The organism is Brevibacillus sp. DP1.3A, from assembly GCF_013284245.2.
Classification (GTDB): domain Bacteria; phylum Bacillota; class Bacilli; order Brevibacillales; family Brevibacillaceae; genus Brevibacillus.
The window spans coordinates 6299195-6322500 of the sequence record NZ_CP085876.1; the positions used below are offsets into that span (position 1 = coordinate 6299195).

A 23306-nucleotide genomic window follows, 5' to 3' on the forward strand; every position below is an offset into this window, starting at 1 on the left:
ACCCCCTCAGGGTATATCAAGCACTTTTTTCAATTTTTTTCTAAATGGGCTGTAAGCTGGCGTCTGTACTGAACCGGCATCAGTTTGTTTACTGTTCTTTTTCGTAATTTCTAACCACTTTTTTGTGTTAAATGAAGGATGTGACTAACAGCTAATTACTTACGTATTCATTCAGAGTAAAATCATTCAGATACAAATAGCTTTAAGGAGATTGAAATTATGGAAACGAAATCACGGAAAGTCATTTTAGCTGGTACCATATGCTATACGATTTTAATTTTATTTTTTATGTTCTTTGCGTTTAACAGGCTCGACGGTGCAACTAGTGTAGATGGATACACCTTTATCCTTGCTCCAGAAGGAGTGCCACTTAAATTTCCAGAACTAAATTATTCATGGATTGTTGATTTCGGAAACGTTGCTGCTTTTATCCCTTTTGGAATACTATTTCCCCTGTTGTATCGTGTAAGATTTGGGAAGTTCATATCCTTGTTTGTCTTAGCGATTCTCGTTCTAGAAACTGTTCAGGCCCTAACATATCTTGGTAGCTTTGATATCAATGATGTGATATCCAATACAATAGGGGCAGCGATTGGTTATGTTGCCTATCGAGTTGGATTTTCTTCAAACATTTCTTATAAAAAGCTCATGACTTCGGCTCTATCTATTGTTGTCCTTATAATTGGAGTCATGGTGGTTTCTGAAATCATCAAAAAAAGAGAAGGCCCTATTCAGTCATTAACTGTTATGAAAGAAGTGACAGGAACTACACCTATGACTGAGAACCTCCCAAGCTTCACCGTAGCAGGTGAGCGAATAGAGCCGAAAATGAACGTGTATAGCAGTGAAGGTGAAGCAACCAAAACATACAACTATATTCTTGGGAACATAGAAAATGTCTGGCTTTATTTCTATTTCGGTATTCCCGACAATGGAGACGTTAAGGGTGAAGCCAAAATCATCGTAGATGGACAAGAAATATCTCAGTTAAACGAACAATCTTATCAAGGGGCAGAGGCTTTGCGGGAGTTGCCTTTTAACGAGGTAAACGAAATTACTATTATCGTTTCTGGAAACGCTAAGCTGTGGGACGTTGGAATCCGTGGAATGCAACATTGGTGGGAGTGAGTAAAATAAACGAAACGAGCCCTAGAAGCGATTCTAGAGGCTCGTTTTTCTTTGACTGTTTTGTTGTTCAATCTCTCTTATTTACCTTGATTCGCTTCTTTCTGATAAGCTGCCGCGATTTTCGCAGCTACTTCAGCATTGTGTTTCACCAGCGCGATGTTCGTTGCCAAGCTCTTGCCTTCTGTCAGCTTTTTCACTTTATCGAGCATGAATGGCGTTACCTGTTTACCTGCAATGTTGTTTTCTTTTGCTTCTGCGAGTGCTTTCTGGATCACAGCCTCGATTTCCTGGTGGTTCAGTGCATCAGATTCTGGTACTGGGTTCGCGATAATCATACCGCCTTTGAGTCCCAGATCCCATTTGGTGTTCATCATCTTACCGACTTCTTCCGGAGTATCGATGCGCATGTCTACGCCAAATCCGCTTTCGCGAGCGAAGAAGGATGGGAATTCATCTGTGCGGTAGCCCACAACTGGTACACCTTGTGTTTCCAAATATTCGAGTGTGCGGCCGATATCGAGGATCGATTTCGCGCCTGCGCATACTACAGCTACATCTGTTTGCGCCAGCTCAGTCAGGTCAGCAGATACGTCCCAAGTGATTTCGCCTTCACGGTGTACCCCGCCGATACCGCCAGTTGCAAACATGTGGATGCCAGCCATCTCAGCTGCGATCATGGTAGCTGCTACTGTAGTCGCACCGATTTTACCGCTAGCCAAAATGTACGCGAAGTCGCGACGGCTTACTTTTGCTACATTTTTGTTCGTCGCAAACTCTTCCAGCTCGCTGTCAGTCAAACCGATTTTGATTTTGCCGTCCATGATCCCGATCGTAGCTGGTACAGCACCGTTGTCGCGAATGATTTGCTCTACTTCTTTTGCCATTTCAATGTTTTGCGGATATGGCATACCGTGCGAAATAATCGTCGTCTCCAGAGCAACTACCGGCAGGTTGTTCTCCAGTGCGTGGCGTACTTCCTCAGTAAAGGTCAAATATTGTTTCATCTCTTATCGCTCCTTTTCGAATTGTTCTACGGCCAGTTCCAATTGTTCTGCTTTTAATAGAGGAGATACGGACTGCTCTGTTTGCAATGTCAGAGCCGATGCTGCCAATCCAAGGCGGCACGCTCTCTGGAAAGACTCTCCGTTTACAATGCCATACAAGAGTCCCGACGCGAACGCATCTCCCGCACCTGTTACATCTACCACTTCCGTTGGATATGGAGACATATGCTCCTCAACGTCCTCGGATTGATAGTAAATGCCTTCTTCGCCCAAGGTCACGATGACGTGCTTGACGCCTCGTTCCCTGATCTTGCGGCAAGCCTCGGCGCATTCTTCGATCGTCGTGATCTTCATGCCAGCCATCAGCTCGGCTTCTTCGCGATTCGGCAAAATCGCTTCTACTCCGTCCAATTGCTGTGGGAGCTTCTTTGCTTTAATGGAAGAGACCGGGTCAACGAAGAGCAGGATGTTTTCCTCCCGGCATCGTTCGATGATGTAGGCCAAGCAGTCCGCCGGAATGTTTGTATCGATGAAAACCACGTGGGCTGCTGCAATGTGCGACCATTTTTCCGCGAACATCTCCGGTGTGAGAGCATCGTAAATATCCATGTTCGCCAAGGAAACAACCATCTCGCCATCAATATCGAGAAGCGCGGTATACGTTCCCGTCCGCTGTGTAGGCAGTCGCCACACTTGGCTGATGTGCACCCCGTGCTTTTTCGTCTCCTGCAAGAGCCATTCGCCTTCTTTGTCCTCACCAATGCTGGTAATGAGTGACGTATTGCAGCCAAGACGACCGAGGTTCTCCGCGATATTCCGTGCCACCCCTCCACACGATTCCATAATCGTTACGGGATTGGATGATTGTAGACGCACCTGTTGCTTTCCGCGTGCTTTGCGGTCCAGGTTGGCTCCACCGATACAAGCAATCATTCCTTCATCACGAAGTACATAAGCCCGACCTTTGATTTCCCCGCGTTTGGTCAACTGTGCGATGTAGCCAGCTACCGCTGAACGTGAGATGCCAATCAGATCAGCCAGCTCCTGTTGCGTGATAAAAGGATTTTGCCGGATATGATGAAGGATCTGCATGTCTTTTTCCACGGTCATCCTCCTTTCTTCTGTTTCGCTTTCACAGCTCGTTTACAAACAAAAGTTTATCATAAGGACAATTGTTTGTACAGGCGTGTTTTTTATTTTATTTTTTATCTCAATTTGACAAATCTGATTATGATCATGTAGGATTATCTTAAATTAAAGATATCGAAATTTCGATGTATAGGAGGGTCCATATGTCTGACAAACCACTGCGAAATGATCCCCTCGATCTTTTTGTAGTTTTATCGAGGTCATACAACTGGGTTACCGCTCACTCCAATCGTCACATTCGCCAACATGGACTTAATCCAACCGAATTCGGGGTACTAGAGGTATTATTTCATAAAGGTCCTCAACCATTGCAGCAAATTGGCGAAAAAATCTTGATCTCCAGCGGAAACATCACATACGTTGTGGACAAACTCGAAAAGAAGCAACTGCTCATTCGCAAGCCCTGTTCGGCAGACCGCCGCGTCATTTATGCGGAACTCACAGATAAAGGGCATCAATTCTTATCCGAAATCTTCCCTCCTCATCAACTCTCCATTGAGAAAGCGATGGAAGGTCTCACACCAGAAGAACAGCGTCAAGCAATTGAACTGCTAAAAAAGTTGGGACGCACTGCTCAGGCTTCTTATTAGATGAGCAGTCCCCTCTCTCCACCACAATCGTTTTAAAAAAGTGTTGACAAAAGATCTTAAACGTAATAATCTTAAAATCAAGATTTACACATTAAAAGTTAGTCACTTACTAAACGGAAGGGGAATGAAATTTCCATGAGTAAAGTACTTTTTATTAAAGCAAATGATCGCCCAGTTGAGCAGGCAACAAGTGTAAAGTTGTACGAAGCTTTCACAAAAACATACAGAGAGACACATCCAAACGACGAAATCGCTGAATTGGATCTGTTTGCAGCAAACCTCCCTTACTATGGCAATGACTTGCTCACTGCTATGTGGAAAGCAGGAAACGGCATCGAACTGACTGCTGAAGAGCAAAAAGGTGCTGACCTGGTAAACAAATACCTGAACCAATTTGCAGATGCTGACAAAGTGGTTATCGCATTCCCTATGTGGAACTTCGCTGTTCCAGCAGTTCTGCACACGTATGTAGACTACCTCTCCCAAGCAGGCAAAACATTTAAGTACACTGCTGAAGGTCCAGTTGGTCTGATGGGCGACAAAAAAGTTGCTCTGTTGAGCGCACGTGGTGGCGTTTATTCCGAAGGCCCTATGGCTGACATCGAAATGGCTAACAAATACATGCGCACTGTGCTCGGCTTCTGGGGCATCAGCAATGTAACGGAAGTGATCGTAGAAGGTCACAACCAATTCCAAGACAAAGCAGCTGAGATCGTTGCAGCTGGTGTAGAAAAAGCAGCAAAACTGGCGGAATCCTTCTAAGGCCCGCCAGCCTTTTTGGACAAATATCTCAAAATAAAGATATACTAATTAATAATAATTAAGGAGAGATGAAAAGTGTTGGATACTGGATTGTTATTGATTCGTTTGGTCATCGGTTTGACGTTTGCAGGTCATGGTGCGCAGAAGTTGTTTGGCTGGTTTGGCGGTTATGGTTTGAAAGGAACAGGTGGCTGGCTGGAGTCCATCGGAGTGAAACCTGGCGTAGCGATGGCCTTTGTCGCTGGATTGGCTGAACTCGCAGGCGGTCTGATGTTTGCGGCAGGCGTAGGTATCTGGGCAAGTTCTATTCTGCTTGCATTCACAATGCTGGTTGCCATTCTGAAGGTACACGGTCAAAATGGATATTGGGTCACACAAAACGGATTCGAATACAACCTGACGTTAATCGCAGTTGTTATTGGTGTGGCGTTGATCGGTCCGGGCGCATACGTTTTGTTGTAATGGTGACCCCTCACCACCCGTAAGCCAGCAATTGTACTAAGGGAGGTACATCAGATGGAAATCCGCGTCTACACACAGAACGAGCAAGCAAAAGGACATTTTGGCGACGGTGAAATCGTAGAGAATAAACCAATTGGCTTCCCTCATGAAGGCTCCGTTGTCAAACGGGTAGGACCACTTTTTTACTGGGCATGGGCAAAATCACTGAAGACATTTGAAATTCCGCTGCACCCCCACTCCGGCTTTGAAATTTTGTCGTACGTCCTCACAGGGACAGTCGGACATCGGGACACGCTCGGAAATCTTCAAGAGGTGTCGACAGGCGGCGCGCAGATCATGCAAACCGGTTCAGGTGCTTACCATGCAGAAGAGCTTGGCAAGGATACGGAAATGTTTCAAATCTGGTTTGAACCGCATCTCGCACAAACGACGAAGCAACCGCCGACTTACCATCAGTATGATCATGAGGAGTTTCCGTCTGAGGATGTTGATGGTGTGCAAGTGAAACACATCATCGGATCTTCTGCGCCCATTCAGTTGGTCACAGATTCCTTGATGAGCGACATCACGATTCCCGCTGGAAAATCGTATGCAAAAGAACTCCTGGCTGGTTATGCTCACGCAGTCGTCATAGTAGAAGGGAACGGAAGTGTTGCAGAGAAAGCAACTGTCAGCGAGAACCACACCCCGGCAACCAAAGGTGACTTTGTCGTTCTCTCCTCCGAGGAAAGCAACACAGCCATCTACCAAGCATCCACGGATGCTCCGCTCCGCCTGGTGTTGATTCAAGTACCAACTGAAGTTGATTATCCACTCTATCGTAAATAATCAATTCTTCCAAAGGCCCTTATTCTATCATCAAGCCCGACCGTCACATTTTTGTGACGGTCTTTTTCGTATAAACTCCGCCTCCTCATGGGACATTAACGAGGAAATCGTTAACAATTTTTGGTTCCGATCAGAAAGGAAGTTGAACGTGGAAGATATCGTGATGACCAGAGCCATATTCGGGACGACTATGGCCTTTCACATTATTTTTGCGACCTTGGGCGTTGGTCTCCCGCTCATGATCTTGCTGGTGGAGCTCCTCTTTTGGCGGACGCGTGACCGCGATTACGAGATTATGGCCAAACGCTGGACAAAAGCCCAGGCGATCTTACTAGGTGTCGCGATCCCCTCTGGAACGATTGCTGGGGTCCAGCTCTCCCTGTTATGGCCTGGGTTCATGGAGATTGTCGGCAGGGTGATCTCGCTGCCCTTTCAGATCGAAATATTCGCTTTCTTCGTGGAAGCCTTATTTATGTCCATTTACGTCTACGCAGCTCACCGCCTATCCCGCAACATGCGTTTGTTGAGCTTGTTCATGGTTTTGCTTGGTGCGACGGCCTCCGCGATTCTGATTACGAATGTCCACGCTTTCGAAGGCACGCCAACTGGCTTCCGTATGGTCGATGGGCAGATCGTCGACGTGGACCCGTGGAAAGCTTTTTTCAATCCCAGCTTTATCGTGACGGCAGGTCATGTAACTGTCTCTGCTTATATGACGGGGGCATTCATTGTCGCTGGAGTGGCAGCGTGGAAAATGCTGCGCGCCGAAAAAGGCAGTCAGGTTTATTTGTATCATCAAAAAGCACTCTTGGCCGGCTTGATTGTGGGCGGCACCTTTTCCCTTTTAACCGCCTTGAACGGTCATGAATCCGCACAGCTTTTGCATAAATACCAGCCGGAAAAGCTGGCAGCTGCGGAAGGACTGTTTGAAACACAAGCATACGCCCCACTCGCGATTGGCGGCTTTACCGATCCCGAGACGAAAGAAGTCAAATACGCCATCGAGATTCCATGGGCGCTCAGCTTCCTTGCAGCCAATCGCTTTGACGAGGTCGTGGTCGGTCTGGATGATTTCCCACAGGAGCTGTGGCCTCCACTCTACGTCCATACGCTGTTTAACGGGATGGTCATCATCGGCAGCTTATTGATCTTCGTTGGTTTCATCGGCTTCGCTTGGAAGAAGCTCCTGAAACGCTCTCAGTTTCCGCGCTGGGTTCTTTGGGTATTTGTCGCAAGTGGACCGCTCGCCTTGTTAGGCATTGAATTCGGCTGGATCTTTGCCTGCACAGGACGCCAGCCATGGGTAGTTTATCGTGTGATGAAAACAGTAGATGCCGCTACCCAAGCAGCAGGCATCTCTACCCTGTTTTGGATTTTCCTTTCGGTGTACGTATTTTTCGCGATCGTCACCCTGCTCGTATTCCGTAGCTATTTTGGCCGCCACCCCTTGGAGCTCGATCCGCCAGAACAGCCAAAAGTGGACGGAGGAACGGTATGACCGACACGATTATTGCCATTACGCTGCTCTGGATTTTCGTCGTCATTTATTCCGTCGCTGCCTCCTTCGACTTCGGTGCAGGTTTTTGGTCGATGATCTATTTGAATCGGGAAAAAACCAAAGCCACTCAAATCGCCAATCGCTATCTCTCGCCCTCCTGGGAGGTCGTGAATGTCTTTATCGTGTTAATTGTTGTCGCGCTCGTTACCTTTTTCCCTGGCGCGACCTACACATTGGGAAGCCTGCTGCTAGTTCCCGGATGTCTCGTGGTGTTATTGATGCTGATTCGCAGTACGTTCATGGTGTTTTCGCATCTGATTTACAAGTATGACAAGATGCTCAGCATCGTCTCCGGCGTTACCGGGATATTGGTGCCAGCTCTGTTAATCAGCGTGCTTCCTGTGACACAGGGTGGGTTGTCTCGAACGATAAATGGTGTGGAGTATCTCGATTGGGGACTGTTTTTGACCAGCCCGCACGTCTATTCTTTCATTGGTCTTGCCGTCAGCAGCACACTCTTCCTCTCGTCGCTGCTTCTCGCAGACTACTCCTTCGTCGCAGGTGAAAAGCAAGCCTTCACCGTCTACCGCCGGGATGCGGTGTTTCTGGGTCCGATTACGTTGCTTGCGGCATTGGTTACCGTGCTCACGATGCAACTGGAGGCAAAATGGCTATATGACCGCATGCTCGACTATTTGCCTTGGCTTATTGCATCGGCGGTCTGCTTTTTCATTAGTTATATCGCTCTCCTACTGCCCCAAGACCGTCGATACTTCGGCATCCATCTTCCTCGGATTGCGGTCATTGTCGCCACGACGCAATACCTGCTCGCCAGCTATGCGTACGGTGCAGCGCGCCTCCCCTACATCGTCTATCCCCAAGTGACGATTGAGTCCAGCTTTACACATCCCGATACGTTCCACGCTCTGTTCATTTGTTATTTGGTCGGCTTTGCGATTCTCGTACCCGGTTTTATTTATTTCTGGCGTCTGTTCATGAAGGACGAGCAGTATGTACGGCAAAAATAGCATTTTCACGATACGCAAAAGTAAAGAGGCTTCGCCCTGATACGGCGGAGCCTCTTTTTTGTTCGGCAGAAGCACAATCAGAAGATTTTCTCTTCCTCGAGCATCATTTTTTGCTCAAACGGCGCCGTTAGTACGATCAACGTATAGGAGAAACCGAAATCCCCGGTACGTTCCGAGAAGGCAACCAATTCCTCCGTCGACCTTGTTACCACTTTCAGCATGTAGTTGTACTCCCCACTGATCCGGTACATGTCCGTCACTTCCGGCGATTGCTTGCAGAAATCGATAAACGCCGCACATTGCTTGGTGCGGAACATGACAAAAGCAGTCGTGTGCTTGCCCAGCTTTTCTTGAGAGATCGACGCGTGGTAGCCCGTAATGATTCCCTGCTCCTCCAGACGGCGGACCCGCTCCTTCACAGCGGGCTGCGTCATCCCGATGATTCTCCCCAGCTCGGCGAATGGAATCCGCGAATTTTCGTGCAACAAGCTAATGATTTTGTAATCGATTTGGTCCACGCAGATCACCCTTTCAAATCCATAAGTGTCTCCTGCCAAATAACTTGTATATAGAAAGCCATTTATCGTAAACACCTTGGTTCATGTATGTAAATTATAGAAATCGTTTCGTAAAATGTCACTACATCAATTTTGTTAGCCCAAGGAGTGAACCACCTTGTCCAAAAAATATTTAATCCTATTGCTAGCCTTGGGAGAATTCATGATTGGCACGGCTGAGTCAATCGTGACCGGAATCATCGGCATGATCGCAGATGACACCGGTGTATCCCTCTCCCTCGCTGGTCAGTTAGTGACCGCCTTTTCCCTGGCTTTTGCCTTTGGAGCTCCGGTCTTGATTGCACTCACTGCGGGAGTAGAGCGCAAAAAACTCATCCTTTGGACGCTATTTTCTTTCATAGTGGCAAACCTGCTCGCATCCATAAGCCCAAGCTTCTCCCTATTGATGCTATCCCGCATTCTGCTGGGGCTTTGCGGAGGCATCTACACCGTGGTAGCTCTCGCGCAAGCGGCTAACATGGCCTCCCCAGAGAAAAAAGGCAGCTCCATCGCGATCATCCTCATGGGCTTCAGCCTCTCGCTTGTGCTTGGGGTTCCACTTGGCACCATGCTGGGAGACATCTGGGGATGGCGCCCTGTTTTCACGCTCATTGCCATCCTGACACTCATTCCCTTCTTCGCCATCTTGGCCTATTTGCCGAAGCAGCAAGGAGAAGAGGCCGTCCCGCTACGCAAACAGTTGGCAGCACTCCGCAACAAACGGGTGATCCATGCGCTATTTATCTCGTTGTTCTTTGTCACAGGGTATTCCACCGTCTATACCTACATTACTCCGCTTCTACAGAGCACCGCCGCCATGACGACTGCTTGGGTAAGCACCACGCTTTTCTTGGCAGGACTCGCTAGTGTGGCCGGCTCGCGGATCGGAGGCGTCTCCACCGACAAATGGGGGATTCGCCCCACGCTGTATGTCAGCTTGCTTCTCCATGCGGCTATCCTGCTCATCCTGCCGCTGTCTTCGCAACTGTTCACGTGGGCAATCATCACCGTTATGTTCTGGGTAGCTGCCGTGCAAACCACCGTTCCAGCCCAGCAGTATTATTTGATCACGTTGTCCCCTCACTCTTCGCAGGTGGCTCTCAGTATGAACACCTCGGTCTTTCAGCTAGGGCTGGCGCTGGGTGCAGGACTTGGTGGAGTGATCGTAGACCATGTAGGTATTGTTCACATCAGCTGGGTCGGCGGTCTGCTCGTTCTCGTCGGCTTTGGCTTTGCCTGGGCTTCGTTTGCTCAGGAAAAAAGGCAGGAAAGCTTACAAGCGTAAAAACGTAACATTACAATAGAAACGAGAAAAACCCGCCAAGGCTTCAACGCCCGAACGGGTTTGTTTTTTCATCAACCAATCGCCTAGACCAATGCTGGCTTTTTCTCCAACATCGTGCCTTCCTGCGCGTAACGTACGTGCCAGGAGAACGCCTTTTCCAGTACATGCGGGGTGTGCCCGCCGCGTGTGAGTGCTTCCTCGTAGTACGCCATCAATTGATCGCGGTACATCGGATGCGCACAATTCTCGATAATTTTGATGGCTCTTTGACGCGGAGCCAAACCTCTCAGGTCAGCCAAGCCTTGTTCGGTCACGATAATGTCTACATCGTGCTCAGTATGATCCACATGGGAGGCAAACGGTACGATGCTCGAAATGTTTCCACCCTTGGCAATCGACTTGGTTACGAAGATACCCAGACGTGCATTGCGAGCAAAATCGCCAGAGCCGCCGATACCGTTCATCATTCGTGTACCCGATACATTAGTTGAGTTGACGTTGCCGTAGATGTCCGCTTCAATCGCGGTATTGATCGCAATCAGACCGAGGCGGCGAATCAGCTCCGGATGGTTCGTGATTTCTTGCGGACGCAGCAACAGCTTGTCACGGTATTGGGCGAAATTCTCGGTGACCTGCTTCATCTTTTCAGCCGTCAGCGTGATCGAACAGCCTGAGGCAAACGAAATTTTACCTGCATCAAGCAAATCAAACACGGCATCCTGTAGCACTTCCGAGAAGACAGTCAGATCCGTGAATTCCGAATCCAAAAATCCGTTGAAAACCGCATTCGCTACCGATCCGATTCCCGATTGCAATGGTGCGAGATTGTTCGGCAAGCGCCCCTCTTTTACCTCCTGACGCAAAAACTCGATCAGATGTGCCGCAATCTGCGCCGTTTCTTCGTCCGGTTCCACAATCGTCGAGGGTGAATCCAACTGATTCGTCAGGACAATCCCTTTTACTTTATCCGGATCGACAGGAATCCCTGCTGTGCCTATTCGCTGATCAACGGACGTGAGCGGAATCGGTTCACGCTCTCCCTGTTTCGCTGGTGTATAAATATCATGGATGCCTTCCAACTCCACCGATTGAGCCATATTCAACTCAATGATGACATGCATGGCATTTTCCACGAAAATATTGGAGTTCCCCACGGACGTAGCCGGAATGATCATGCCCTCTTCTGTAATTGCAACCGCTTCCACAATTGCGTAATCGATAGCGTCTATCGCTCCCTGACGAATCGCTTCCGCTGTATGCGACAAATGCTGGTCAACGAACATCATGCTACCATCGTTGATTTTTTTGCGCATGACCGGATCTGCTTGAAAAGGCAATCGCTTGTTGATGATCCCCGCTTCCGCCATCACAGCATCCACATCGGAGCCGAGTGAAGCTCCTGTATATACGTTTACGCCAAAAGGCTTGTTCTCTTTTTTCGCCAGCTCAGCCAATGCGAGCGGCACGACCTTGGCATCACCAGCACGCGTGAAACCACTTAACCCGATTGTCATGCCATCCTCAATCCATCCTGCTGCTACCTCAGCCGTCACGATTTTATCTGCCAGTCGTTTATCGCGTAAGCGCTCCCGCATCATTGTGACCTCCCATGCCATCTTTATTGCCTTTACACTAGCACACGGATTCTGAGCGGGCACTCGATTTTCAACAAAACAGAAAATTTACGCGGCTATCAAGAAAAAACGACAGCGAACCATTCTCATTTGTCAGATATTTCAGAAGCCGAGCAATTGCCGAAACGAGCTGGCGTACGACTGACTCACAGGAACTCTCGTCTTTTGCTTGTCCTTCATCTCCAATAAAAACGTCGAATGAAAATGCGGGTGAATAAAGCCGATCGATTCCATATTGACGAAATACGACCGATGACAGCGCACAAATCGCTCTTGCGGGAGCATGTACTCCAGTTCAGCCATGTTGTATTTGTTCGCATATGATCCACTAGCCGTATGCAGAAGCGTTTTTCCTTCATGAGAGCTGATAAAGACGATCTCCGTTAACGAAATGGGCAGCCAGCCGTCCTCCCCTTTTCCGACCAAAAACGATAGACGCGCCTCCGGATTTGTGAGCGGAACGTTTTGAGGTGGATAGATGGCGGTAATACAGCCCATGACCTGACCATTTCGCACTAATGGAAGCGAGAGTCCATAGTACGGCACGCCAAAAATACGACTCTCCACCTGATGCCCCACTTTTCCCATTTCCATGAGCGCTTGATGTGTAGCCGAGCCTATGGGGACGAGATCCCCTGGCGTAATTTTCAAGTCAATATTGGAACTCGGTTGATAGTATAAGTATTGTGAGCCGTCCGAGATCGCAATCGATACCCCGTCTGGCACGACTTCCCCAATCATTTGCAGCACCTCTGGAACCACTCTGTCCCCCATGCTGATTCCTCCTGTTATTGCTTTTTGATCTTCTCTACCTTCTATTAAAACACATTCCCCTGCTGCGGATGTTCAAAAAGCCGGCTTTTGATCACGTAGTAATTCTGGAAGCTCTTGCTACATCGAAAGAGGCGTTCACCTTCGAAGTCCGGTGCTCATGTAGGTCCCCTACACTCCGCTCCTCCTTCTTCAAGCTCTCGCCACTTTCTCGGTGCTGAAAAGCCGACTTTTTGAACTAGCATTTGCCCGCAAATCAATCCTTGTCTTTCCTCTCTATACAAGCGAATCCATCCGATTACAGCCAGGCATTGTGCTATCATGAGATTACAAAACATTCACGATTGTTTGAGCAAAGGCGGTGCAGCATGGACCACACCATTGTCTTGATTGCAAAAGGAACGGACACTCTCGAATTTTTGTTAAAAGAACTGCGGGCTTATTTCGAGCCGTATTGCAAAGTCATCGGTTATGCCAGCCATGAGCACATTCCCGATTTGAGCGGAGTCGATCATATCTTTATCACAACCAAATCCCCGGAGCTGTACACAATTGCCCGTCAAGCTGTCGCCGACTCCGTACCCATCACGGTTTTAAACCGTTTTTTCGAGTTGCGCAAAATGAAAGCGCTGATGCAGATTCCTCCGGGGACGACCGTCCCTGTCATGAACAATTCGCCCGTGACGGCACAAGAGGTCATCCAAAATTTAATAGAAGCGAACGTCGATCATATCAATTACGTTCCTTTTCACCCTGGCTGTACATTTGATGAACTCGAGTTTCAGTACGCGATCATTATGAGCATCGCTGATGTACCGCTGCCTCCTCACGTGGAGATTATCGATCTCGGATTTCGCAAAATCAACATTCATGACTTGATTGATATCGGTCGCAAGGTAGGCGTGCCCAGTGAATGGGAGCGTGAGTACTTGTCTTCCTTCATCTTGGAAATGTCTGAGCTCGCAAAAATGCTCGGCACCTCCTACGCAGAAGTACAGAAGCTAAACAGCCAGCTGCAATCTACTTTTCAGGCAGTCAAAGACCCCGTGATCGCTTGCAACGAACAAGGTCTGATCACGTTTATCAACGATGTCGCCGTTGAGCTGTTTTGTCCACATGCATCCTCTATTGTTGGACAACCGTACACAGTGTTGAAGGAGCACAGCTTACTGCAACCCTTTTTTGAGCAGGAAGATCAGGAGGACGCCCTCGTAACCATTGATCACAAACAATTTATCGTCAGCAGTCAAAGCATCCGCCGCAGGCATGAGCATTTAGGCTTCGTTTGTACGCTAAAAGACGTGACCGAAATCCAACGCTTGCGAACTACTCTTACGTTGCGCGGTCATACAGCGACGTACTCCTTTTCCGATATCAAAGGACAAAGTCAACCGCTGCTCCAAGTCATCGAGCTCGGCAAAAAGATGGCAAAAAACAATCAAACGATTCTGCTGACAGGGGAAAACGGAACGGGAAAAGAGTTGTTCGCCCATGCCATTCATCAGCACTCCCTACGCAAAAACGGCCCCTTTGTCGCAATCAATTGTGCCTCCTTGCCGGAAAACCTGCTGGAGAGCGAGCTGTTCGGCTACGAAGACGGTGCCTTTACAGGAGCACGAAAAGGCGGGAAGCCCGGTCTGTTTGAGCAAGCGGACGGTGGGACGATTTTTCTCGATGAGGTGGGGGACATCTCTGGGGCCATTCAGGTCAAGCTGCTTCGCGTGCTGCAAGAAAAGCAGGTCATCCGCGTGGGCGGTACAGGCATTCTCTCTGTGGATTGCCGCATCATCGCTGCTACCAATCGTGATTTGGAAGACGCTGTTTCCCAAGGAGGCTTTCGTGAGGACCTGTTCTATCGTTTGGCTGTCCTGCCGATCCAGATTCCCGCTTTGCGTGAGCGAATCAGTGATATTCCCCTTCTTATCGATGAGCATCTGGAGCAGCAAGGCTTTCGCAAAACATGGTCGCCAGAAGTCATGGAGCTATTCTATCGCCATGACTGGCGGGGGAACATTCGCGAACTGAAAAATGTCGTCGACTATGCCATTACGGTAAGTGAGCATCCTGTCATCGGCATTCAGGATCTCCCCAAACGATTGACGGATAGCCTGTTTCAAAAACAGCAGACGGCTTCTATCCCCAATTTGGACGACAACCGCGACCTGGATATTTTGTATTGCTTGCATCATTATTACGTATCTAACAAACCAGTCGGACGTTATCAATTGGCGCACTCTCCCGAACTACAATCCGTAGGCTGGACGGAGAGCGCACTGCGACACAAACTAAAACTTCTAGAGCAGCAAGGCTTGGTGCGTTCAGGAACGACCCGACAAGGAACCTCCATCACCCCAACGGGTATCGAATTGTTGCGAAAGCACGGGCGGATTTAGCTTCCGCCCAATGAATAATAGGATGTATTAGGCTGCATAAAACCTAATAAACATTCCTAAAGCTCATTTTATTCCCTTACCTTACCTATGAAAATCCACTGAAAACGCTTATATTCGGGAAATTTCGACACTTGGCACGACACTTGCTTGTCATAAGCAAAAAAAAGCGAGGTGACCTCATGTCTACACATCCATTGAAACCTGCAAAGAAACGTTTTTCTGTGCCGCATACCTATGCCATCCTCTTTATCATCATCATTTTGGCAGCCCTAGCTTCCTATGTACTCCCAGCTGGTGAGTTCGAACGGGTCAAGGACGTTGCCTCAGGCAAAACCGTCGTCGTCAACGGTAGCTACCACCCTGTAGAAAGTAATCCGGTCTCGTTCTTTGACATGTTCAAAGCGATTCCAGAAGGGATGCAAAAAGGCGCGCAAATCATTTTCTACATCTTTATTGTAAGCGGTGTATTCGGAATCATCCGCCAGACCGGAGCGATTGAAGCCGGGATCAATAAAGGTGTCCGACACTTGGAGGGTCGGGAAAAGCTGCTCATTCCTGCTTCCATGTTCCTCTTCTCCATCGGTGGCTTCACCATGGGAATGGCAGAAGAAAGCATCATCTTCGTTCCAATCGGTATCGCGCTGGCTCGTGCAATGGGCTTTGATGCCGTAACAGGTACAGCCATGATCACCATGGGGGCGGCAGCCGGCTTCATGGGCGGAATGATCAATCCATTTACGGTTGGGGTGGCGCAGTCGCTCGCGCAATTGCCGCTCTTCTCTGGTCTTACCTTCCGTGCTGTTGTGTATGTCTTCGTGCTCGCTTTTGCCATCTGGTACGTCATGCGCTATGCGTATCGTGTCAAAGCAGACCCGACCAAGAGTGTGCTTTATGGCGTAGAGAATCACGCAAGTCAAGAACAGGCAACAGTAGACATCCCAGATCTGAATGCACGCCACAAGCTCGTGTTCCTTGTAATGGTCTGTGGCCTCGCCTTCAACGTATACGGTGTATTCAAGTACGAATGGTTCCTAACAGAGCTTACCGCTTCCTTCCTGATCATGGGCCTGGTTGCTGGTCTCGTCGGAGGTTTATCGGTCAATACGCTGTTCGATTCCTTCGTCGCTGGTGCGAGAGCCGTTACGTTTGGTGCGCTAATCGTCGGTTTTGCCCGAGCGATCACTGTCGTCTTAGAAGACGGAAAAATTATCGATACGATGATTAACAGTCTGACTTCGGCGATTGGTCATTTGCCAGATGCCGTAAACGTCCTGGCTATGTTTGTGATTCAAGCCTTTCTCAATCTCTTTATCTCTTCTGGTAGTGGACAGGCAGCGACAACCATGCCGATCATGGTACCAATTGCGGATCTGCTCGGCATCCAACGTCAGATAGCGGTTCTTGCCTTCCAGTATGGTGATGCGGTCACCAACTCCATTATCCCGACTTCTTCTGCGTTGATGGGCTATCTGGCTGTTGCGGGCATTCCGTATGAGAAATGGGTCAAATTCATTTGGAAGCTGCTAGCAGGTTGGGCCGTGATCGCCTCAATTGCGCTCATTGTAGCAGTAACATTTGGCGTTTCGTAACAAATGAGCTTTTCACAAAACTGGCTGCGTCAAGTGGATTGGCGTAGCCGTCGCTTCACATATCGACTACCCTCAAACAAACCGATGGAGGAACCATGCGCACAACGATCAAACAATTGCAGCCCGCCATTTTTTCTCTATACGAGCATTTACACCAGCATCCAGAGATAAGCTGGGAGGAAGTCCAAACCACCTCATTCATTGCTGACTTCTTGAAAAAACACAATTGCCACGTTACTACCTTTGACGACGTGACGGGAGTTGTTGGTGAATGGGGAGATCTGACGCTAGGAAAATTGACTGTAGGCGTACGAGCAGACATGGACGCACTCTGGCAAGAAGTAAACGGCGTCTTTACCGCGAACCATTCCTGCGGACACGATGCGCATATGACCATGGCATTAGGCGTCCTCATGGTACTGCAAGCAATGAACGTCCAGCTCCCTGGGCGCCTGAAGCTCATTTTCCAACCAGCAGAAGAAAGCGGAAATGGCGCACTTGCGATGCTGAACAAGCAAGTAGTGGACGATATTGATTTTCTGTACGGCGTACACCTTCGTCCCATTCAGGAAATCCCACGCGGCACAGCTGCTTCTGCCATCCTGCACGGAGCGGCAGGTACAGTATTCGGGCAAATCAAGGGTGCCGATGCTCATGGCGCACGGCCTCATCTCGGAGTCAATGCTATCGAGGTAGCCGCTGCGATTGTTGAGCAGTTAAAAGGCATTCATCTCGATCCGCTCGTCCCTTATTCCGTCAAAATGACGCAGCTCGCAGCCGGTAGCAAAAGCAGCAATATCATTCCGGGCTCGGCGCATTTCCACTTGGACCTGCGGGCACAGACGAATGAAGTCATTCACGCCCTATTTGCCCGTGTCGAGCACATTTTGCAGCACGTCTCCCGTCTGTATGAAGTTGAGCTGTCTTACGAGATCACCGAACGTGTCTATGCGGCGGAAGTGAACGAAGAAGCGAGACTGATCATGGCGGATGCCATTACCCAAACCTTGGGGGCAGAAAAGCTCGAGCCACCTATTCAGACACCGGGCGCGGAAGACTTCCACTATTACACAAAAGAACGTCCACAGCTTCGGGCTACCATGCTTGGTTTAGGCTGTGGTCTAACACCAGGACTTCATCATCCGCAGATGACTTTTGAAAAAGAAGCACTGCTAGACGGCATCGAGATTTTGGCAAGAACGGTACTGAAAACGTTTGAGCGACAATCCATATGAACGGTTGAGGAGAGATGAACATGAAAATCGAACGCGTGGACCTGCAACGAATCAAAATTCCGTTGAATTCCCCTTTTGAGACGAGCATGGGAGTCGAAACCCACAAAGAATGCATTCTGGTGCGTGCATATAGCGGTGCCCATGTCGGGTTCGGCGAAAGCGTCGCGATGGACGTCCCCGTCTACAACGAGGAAGATGTCGATACGGTCTGGTACATGCTCGAAAAGTATTTGATCCCGCAGCTGTTTTCACGGGAGATCGAGCATCCTGATGACGTATCCCGCCTCTTCTCCTGGATGCGCCGCAACCACATGGCCAAAGCCGCTTTGGAAGGTGCCGTCTGGGATTTGTACGCCAAAATGAACGGCCTCTCCCTCTCCCAAGCATTGGGCGGAACTCGTACGACGATTGACGTCGGTGTGAGTATCGGAATCGAGCCGACCATCGAAAAACTGCTGCAACGCGTAGAAGGCTTCATCCGTGACGGCTACAAAAAGATCAAAGTGAAAATCAAACCGGGCTTTGATGTCGAGCCAATGCGTGCGATCCGAAACACATTTGGACCAGATGTTCCACTGATGGCGGACGCAAACTCTGCGTATACACTGGCAGACATGGAGATGCTGAAGGCTTTGGATGGCTTCGGTTTGATCATGATTGAACAGCCATTGGCTCATGACGACATCATTGACCATGCGACCTTGCAAAGGGAACTGAAAACGCCGATCTGCCTCGACGAAAGTATCCATACGGTGGAAGATGCCCGCAAAGCACTCGAGCTCGGCAGTTGCCGGATTATCAACATCAAGATCGGTCGTGTAGGCGGTCTGACCGATGCCAAGAAGATCCATGACCTGTGTGAGACATGCGGTGTACCAGTATGGTGCGGAGGAATGTTGGAGGCAGGGATTGGACGCGCGCATAACATCGCGATGGCTTCGCTTAGCAACTTCACGATTGCCGGCGACACATCCCCGTCCCATCGCTACTTTGCGGAAGATATCGTGACACCTGTCATCGATTTTGCAGCACCTGGTATGCTGGCTGTACCAACAACTCCAGGAATCGGTTTTGACATCAATGAGTCTGCCATTCGCAATGCCCTGATCGAGCATAAAAGCTACTATGCAAATCGGGAGTCTACTACGACTGTCATTCCAACCTGGTAGACGACACTCATATCGAAGTGAAAAAGAACAGAGAGTGCCTATTGGCCTCCCTGTTCTTTTTATTTAGGTGATTGTATTAATCCGTAATCGTCAAAAGCTTGCACAAATTTCGCTCGGCAAGAGCTCTCTTCTCTGGAGGAAACCGCTTTAGCAGATCCAACGCAGCATACGGAAGCTTCAGTGCATGAGGATCGCTGTATAGTCTATCCCAGTATAGCGGTGAAAATATTTCCTCGAACGCTGGCTCCTTCACCTCATCCTCCAAAGTAAACGGAGGAACATGGCGATTCAAATAGATTTGAAGACGATGGTTTATGATACCAGGCTTCACAATATCCTCATAACCGAATCGCTCTAGATCTGTTAACGCATGAGCATGTGTGATGTTATGGACGACCTCGCTTGCCAAATGAAAGCGTACTCCGTTAATATCACGCGGCGGTATGACCAAATGTAGCTCGTCAAACGCCCGCTCTGCCATTTCTGCGGTTGTATCGTAAGGCGCAACTTCGTCTTTGACATCGTCAATCGTCATGCCATGGTAATTCTCGATGCCCCAATAACGGTCTATCCTGTCTGCTGTCGTCGCTTGAAGAATCTTGACCAAGCCATCCACCACAGTTGGAGTGATCATATCAGGGCGTTCGCGCAGTGCTTTTAATGCCAACACACCTAGTGCTAGTCCATGACCTGAGGTCCGAAGCTGCTTCACATTTTGCTGGAGACCATCGATCACGTGCTGTAACAAGGAGGGATCAGCTTGCTCGTCTTGATCTAGTGGAACAAACCATTCAGGTTTTTGCTTGCGGAAGGACTCGCATGTCCGCTCAATACCCTCTTTTACATGTTCAGGGAGATCGTGCTCACGATCCATGAAGTACCCTGCCAATAATGCTGCCCCATAATGACCATCGAACCATCCTGCTCCAGCTGCACGTGCCATTCCCGTAATGCCAAGCTCCAAGTAAGAATCAAGTAAACGCATTTAACTTCCTCCTTTTTCCATTTATGTACCCATAATATAACATACATTTTTGTTTGTAAAGTATGATATTTTAGTTTTTTCGCTCATGTAAAAAGGCCCCGTATATCCGGAGCCCTTCATCTACTAGCTATCATTTTCCTTGATTAATCCAGCTTAAATTCCACTTCGTCTGTCTCTGGCCGATAATCGACAATCAACCCTCTTCCATTCATATACCACAACTCATCTTTTTCCATATAAAATGTGATGCCATCCTCTACTGTCGAAATGCCGATTTCATTCGGCAACTCTTTGGCAATCCCCATCGAGAATGAATCCTGAACCGTACTAACGCCTCCATACCGGACAAAAAAACGAATGCTGTCTCCTTCTTTGCATCCCCATTCTTCCCGAAACCATGCTACCGCTGCTTTAGTGATCGTCATGTTCATTAGTACGCCACTCCTCTCTTCCTATAGTTTACCTCGATTTAGAGATATTTGAAACATAAAAGTATGTTAAATGGAATTGTCCCACTATTTGAAAAAAGAACCGATTCCCTACGCTGGGAACACGGTTCTTTCCATCTGTTTAAGGCCTTATTGGAAGTGTAACCAAAAAACTCGTTCCGATACCTACCTCACTACTGACCTGAATCTTTCCGTGGTGAGCATCCACGATCCATTTGGCAATGGAGAGTCCCAAGCCTGTTCCTTCTGTCACACGAGAGCGCATTTTATCCACCCGAAAGAAGCGATCAAACAAATACGGAATATCCTCTCTGGAAATCCCAATCCCACTGTCTTTTACGAGAATCGAAACGCGACCGCCTTCCTTTTTGCAAGAGACATAAATCCGTCCGTCTTCGTTTGTGTACTTCAAGGCATTGTCCAGCAAGATGACCATGAGCTGATGCAGACGTTCTTGGTCTCCCACCATCTCAATGGGTTGCTGGATGTCTGTTTCGAGACGAATTTCCCGTACGATGGCAAGTTGTGCAAAAACCTGGGTGCATTTAATCGCTACTTCGTCTAAGCGTAGCGTCTGATTCATGATCTGCAACTCATTAGAATCACTTCGAGCCAGTGTGAGCAAATCCGAGACGAGCTTGCTCAAGCGCTTGGCCTCCTGCATCCCAATCATGATTTTTTCGCTTTCCTGCTCAATCGTATGATCCGGGTGTCTGAAAAGCCTCTCCAGATTGACCATGATGGCCGTGAGCGGCGTCCTCAGTTCATGAGAAGCATCGGCAATAAACTGCTGCTGTTTTTCCCACGAGACCTGAATCGGGATGAGTGCCCTTCTCGCCAAAAACCACCCAGCCACGATCGCAATGACAATACAGATGATGTCGCCGATTATGACAACGTACAGCAAGCTGTCCAGCATATTTTGCTCAGGTGCCAGATTGTAAATTAGTTGAAACTGGTACGCGGTCTGTATCCGATTGCCTACAACGACCTTTTTCGGAACCGTAACTGTCTGCACGCGATAGACTTGTCTATTCACTGTTTTCGTTTCGATTCCGTCTGCTTTTCCGTTATGCTGGAATTCTGCATACTCCTCCGGCTCCAGCCGGTCACCAAATGCGGTTCCGATGACACGACCAAAGCTATCCCAGACAAGTAAAACATATCGGCGATCCAGATCGTTAAACTTTTTCCTCTCCTGACGGTTGTATGGAAAAGGGTCGTCTTCAATCCGATGGAGACGAGGCATAGAATCAACTGCCAGCCTTTGACTGACTTTGGTCATTTCTCGGTCCACCTGCGAATAGAGACGGTACTTCATCGTGTAGTAGACTGCACTCCCCAGCCCGTTCAACAAGAGAAGCACTACTACTACGTTCAACGTTACGAGCCGAATCCTCGTTTTCCGAAACATCATTTGTCTTCCTTTTTCAAAATGTAGCCCACATTGCGGATCGTTCGGATGAAGCCTTCGTAAGCACCCAACTTCTTGCGCAGGTAGTGGACATACAAATCGACCACTCCGTAATTCGCTTCTGAATCAATTCCCCATACGCGGTCAAAAATTTGTTGGCGCGTCAATATTTGCTCCCGATTTTGCAGGAAGTACTTAAGCAGTTCGTACTCCTTCGTTGTTAGCTTCATCGGCTCATCATCAACAAAACCGTCATATTCATTTATCTTCAGCGATAGAGGACCGTATGCCAGCTCGCCTTCTGCGTTCTGTTTCCCTTGTCGACGCAAGAGGGCTCTCACTCTCGCCGTCAATTCTTCGGCCGCAAAAGGCTTGACCAAATAATCGTCTGCTCCGGCATCCAATCCCTCGACTCTCGACTCTACGCTATCTTTTGCCGTTAAAAACAAAACTGGCGTCATTATACCTTTTGCACGCAGCGTTCTTACCAGTGAAAGACCATCCATTCCTGGCATCATAATGTCCAGGACCAACAAATCGTAGATGCCGCGTTCCGCCAATAACAAGCCGTCATCTCCGCGCTCTGCCGTATCCACCTGATATCCTTCATCGGTCAGTACTCCTGCAATTGTTTGAAGCAGCGCTTTTTCATCCTCCACTGCAAGAATAAGCATATTGATCCCTCTTTCATTTGAAAAAGCTGTATGTCATTCAGCATAGCATAATCGACTGGAATCACAATAATGACCACACTCGCCGATCTCGGCTGTGCACACGCTCCTTTTATTAGAGCACGTATTTTTTTGAATCAGATTTGTAGGTGCTGGCGGAAATACAAAAAAAGCTGCATTCTCCATTACTTTTTACAAGTAATCGGGAATACAGCTTTTCGTCTCATTCCTTCAAAACTGAATACGCATGATTGCTAAGTGTGTGGATAAGTCCTCGACCGATTAGTATTCGTCAGCTCCACGCGTTACCGCGCTTCCACACCGAACCTATCAACCTCATCGTCTATGAGGGGTCTTACCAGCTTGCGCTGTGGGAAGTCTCATCTTGGAGGGGGCTTCACGCTTAGATGCTTTCAGCGCTTATCCCGTCCGCACATAGCTACCCAGCTGTGCCACTGGCGTGACAACTGGTGCACCAGCGGTGCGTCCATCCCGGTCCTCTCGTACTAAGGACAGCTCTCCTCAAACTTCCTACGCCCGCGACAGATAGGGACCGAACTGTCTCACGACGTTCTGAACCCAGCTCGCGTACCGCTTTAATGGGCGAACAGCCCAACCCTTGGGACCTACTTCAGCCCCAGGATGCGATGAGCCGACATCGAGGTGCCAAACCTCCCCGTCGATGTGGACTCTTGGGGGAGATAA

The 23306-nt window shown here is 48.7% G+C and carries 21 protein-coding genes and 1 rRNA gene (1 of these 22 cut by a window edge); 12 read left to right on the forward strand and 10 right to left on the reverse strand.

From position 1 onward, the window contains the following. The first annotated feature begins 219 nt into the window (after window positions 1–219). Entirely contained in the window at window positions 220–1128 is a 909-nt protein-coding gene (locus HP399_RS29150; RefSeq protein WP_173620957.1) for a VanZ family protein, read from the forward strand. A gap of 77 nt (window positions 1129–1205) precedes the next feature. Here HP399_RS29150 and HP399_RS29155 read toward each other — a convergent pair whose 3' ends face one another. Both HP399_RS29155 and HP399_RS29160 read right to left on the reverse strand, forming a co-directional pair. Then, on the reverse strand, window positions 1206–2132 hold the full coding sequence (locus tag HP399_RS29155) for a pseudouridine-5'-phosphate glycosidase (RefSeq protein WP_007728920.1): 927 nt from the start codon (window positions 2130–2132) through the stop codon (window positions 1206–1208). A gap of 3 nt (window positions 2133–2135) precedes the next feature. Beyond that, complete coding sequence (locus tag HP399_RS29160; RefSeq protein ID WP_017247166.1) at window positions 2136–3236, reverse strand: carbohydrate kinase; 1101 nt, start codon at window positions 3234–3236, stop codon at window positions 2136–2138. 188 nt (window positions 3237–3424) lie between these two features. Between HP399_RS29160 and HP399_RS29165 the strand changes: the two genes are divergently transcribed. From HP399_RS29165 to HP399_RS29190, 6 genes are all read left to right on the forward strand, one after another. After that, window positions 3425–3871: a MarR family winged helix-turn-helix transcriptional regulator gene (locus HP399_RS29165; protein WP_173620958.1), complete on the forward strand. Its 447-nt coding sequence runs from the start codon at window positions 3425–3427 to the stop codon at window positions 3869–3871. 135 nt (window positions 3872–4006) lie between these two features. Then, window positions 4007–4633: an FMN-dependent NADH-azoreductase gene (locus HP399_RS29170; protein WP_173620959.1), complete on the forward strand. Its 627-nt coding sequence runs from the start codon at window positions 4007–4009 to the stop codon at window positions 4631–4633. Window positions 4634–4708: 75 nt separating this feature from the next. After that, window positions 4709–5095: a DoxX family protein gene (locus tag HP399_RS29175; protein WP_173620960.1), complete on the forward strand. Its 387-nt coding sequence runs from the start codon at window positions 4709–4711 to the stop codon at window positions 5093–5095. Window positions 5096–5149: 54 nt separating this feature from the next. Then, window positions 5150–5923, forward strand: a complete 774-nt coding sequence (locus HP399_RS29180; RefSeq protein WP_173620961.1) for a pirin family protein — start codon at window positions 5150–5152, stop codon at window positions 5921–5923. Between the two features lie 163 nt (window positions 5924–6086). Next, on the forward strand, window positions 6087–7421 hold the full coding sequence (locus HP399_RS29185; RefSeq protein ID WP_217367912.1) for a cytochrome ubiquinol oxidase subunit I: 1335 nt from the start codon (window positions 6087–6089) through the stop codon (window positions 7419–7421). Continuing rightward, a complete protein-coding gene (locus HP399_RS29190; RefSeq protein ID WP_173620963.1) occupies window positions 7418–8449 on the forward strand; it encodes a cytochrome d ubiquinol oxidase subunit II in 1032 nt (343 codons plus the stop codon). Before HP399_RS29185 ends, HP399_RS29190 begins: the two co-directional genes overlap by 4 nt. Before the next feature lie 77 nt (window positions 8450–8526). Here HP399_RS29190 and HP399_RS29195 read toward each other — a convergent pair whose 3' ends face one another. Beyond that, the gene (locus HP399_RS29195) at window positions 8527–8967 is read right to left on the reverse strand and encodes an Lrp/AsnC family transcriptional regulator (protein WP_069851918.1); all 441 of its coding nucleotides are present in this window, start codon (window positions 8965–8967) and stop codon (window positions 8527–8529) included. 157 nt (window positions 8968–9124) lie between these two features. Between HP399_RS29195 and HP399_RS29200 the strand changes: the two genes are divergently transcribed. Next, a complete protein-coding gene (locus HP399_RS29200) occupies window positions 9125–10291 on the forward strand; it encodes an MFS transporter (RefSeq protein WP_173620964.1) in 1167 nt (388 codons plus the stop codon). 83 nt (window positions 10292–10374) lie between these two features. Here the strand turns inward: HP399_RS29200 and HP399_RS29205 are convergent, their stop codons facing one another. Both HP399_RS29205 and HP399_RS29210 read right to left on the reverse strand, forming a co-directional pair. Beyond that, window positions 10375–11886 carry a succinyl-CoA:acetate CoA-transferase ScpC gene (locus HP399_RS29205; protein WP_173620977.1) on the reverse strand — a complete coding sequence of 504 codons (1512 nt, stop codon included), beginning with the start codon at window positions 11884–11886 and terminating at the stop codon, window positions 10375–10377. Between the two features lie 141 nt (window positions 11887–12027). Then, window positions 12028–12699 (reverse strand): LytTR family DNA-binding domain-containing protein, encoded by a 672-nt coding sequence (locus tag HP399_RS29210; RefSeq protein ID WP_173620965.1) that lies wholly within the window; start codon window positions 12697–12699, stop codon window positions 12028–12030. A 365-nt stretch (window positions 12700–13064) separates the two neighbouring features. On the opposite strand from HP399_RS29210, the gene HP399_RS29215 reads away from it, so the two are divergent. The 4 genes from HP399_RS29215 (at window position 13065) to menC (ending at window position 19082) form a co-directional block, all read left to right on the forward strand. Beyond that, the gene (locus HP399_RS29215; RefSeq protein ID WP_173620966.1) at window positions 13065–15089 is read left to right on the forward strand and encodes a sigma 54-interacting transcriptional regulator; all 2025 of its coding nucleotides are present in this window, start codon (window positions 13065–13067) and stop codon (window positions 15087–15089) included. A 179-nt stretch (window positions 15090–15268) separates the two neighbouring features. Further along, window positions 15269–16678, forward strand: a complete 1410-nt coding sequence (locus tag HP399_RS29220) for a YfcC family protein (protein WP_173620967.1) — start codon at window positions 15269–15271, stop codon at window positions 16676–16678. Window positions 16679–16773: 95 nt separating this feature from the next. After that, the gene (locus HP399_RS29225) at window positions 16774–17913 is read left to right on the forward strand and encodes a M20 peptidase aminoacylase family protein (RefSeq protein WP_173620968.1); all 1140 of its coding nucleotides are present in this window, start codon (window positions 16774–16776) and stop codon (window positions 17911–17913) included. Between the two features lie 20 nt (window positions 17914–17933). Continuing rightward, window positions 17934–19082, forward strand: a complete 1149-nt coding sequence (menC, locus tag HP399_RS29230; protein ID WP_173620969.1) for an o-succinylbenzoate synthase — start codon at window positions 17934–17936, stop codon at window positions 19080–19082. 76 nt (window positions 19083–19158) lie between these two features. Here menC and HP399_RS29235 read toward each other — a convergent pair whose 3' ends face one another. The 5 genes from HP399_RS29235 to HP399_RS29255 all read right to left on the reverse strand — a co-directional run. Beyond that, a complete protein-coding gene (locus HP399_RS29235) occupies window positions 19159–20067 on the reverse strand; it encodes a hypothetical protein (RefSeq protein ID WP_173620970.1) in 909 nt (302 codons plus the stop codon). A gap of 143 nt (window positions 20068–20210) precedes the next feature. Continuing rightward, window positions 20211–20498, reverse strand: coding sequence for a HesB/YadR/YfhF family protein (locus HP399_RS29240; RefSeq protein ID WP_007728959.1), 288 nt, complete (start codon window positions 20496–20498; stop codon window positions 20211–20213). Window positions 20499–20637: 139 nt separating this feature from the next. Continuing rightward, complete coding sequence (locus tag HP399_RS29245) at window positions 20638–21933, reverse strand: sensor histidine kinase (RefSeq protein WP_173620971.1); 1296 nt, start codon at window positions 21931–21933, stop codon at window positions 20638–20640. Continuing rightward, window positions 21930–22604: a response regulator transcription factor gene (locus tag HP399_RS29250; RefSeq protein ID WP_007728963.1), complete on the reverse strand. Its 675-nt coding sequence runs from the start codon at window positions 22602–22604 to the stop codon at window positions 21930–21932. Before HP399_RS29250 ends, HP399_RS29245 begins: the two co-directional genes overlap by 4 nt. A gap of 259 nt (window positions 22605–22863) precedes the next feature. Continuing rightward, window positions 22864–23306: ribosomal RNA gene (locus HP399_RS29255) — 23S ribosomal RNA — on the reverse strand (it continues 2486 nt past the right edge of the window).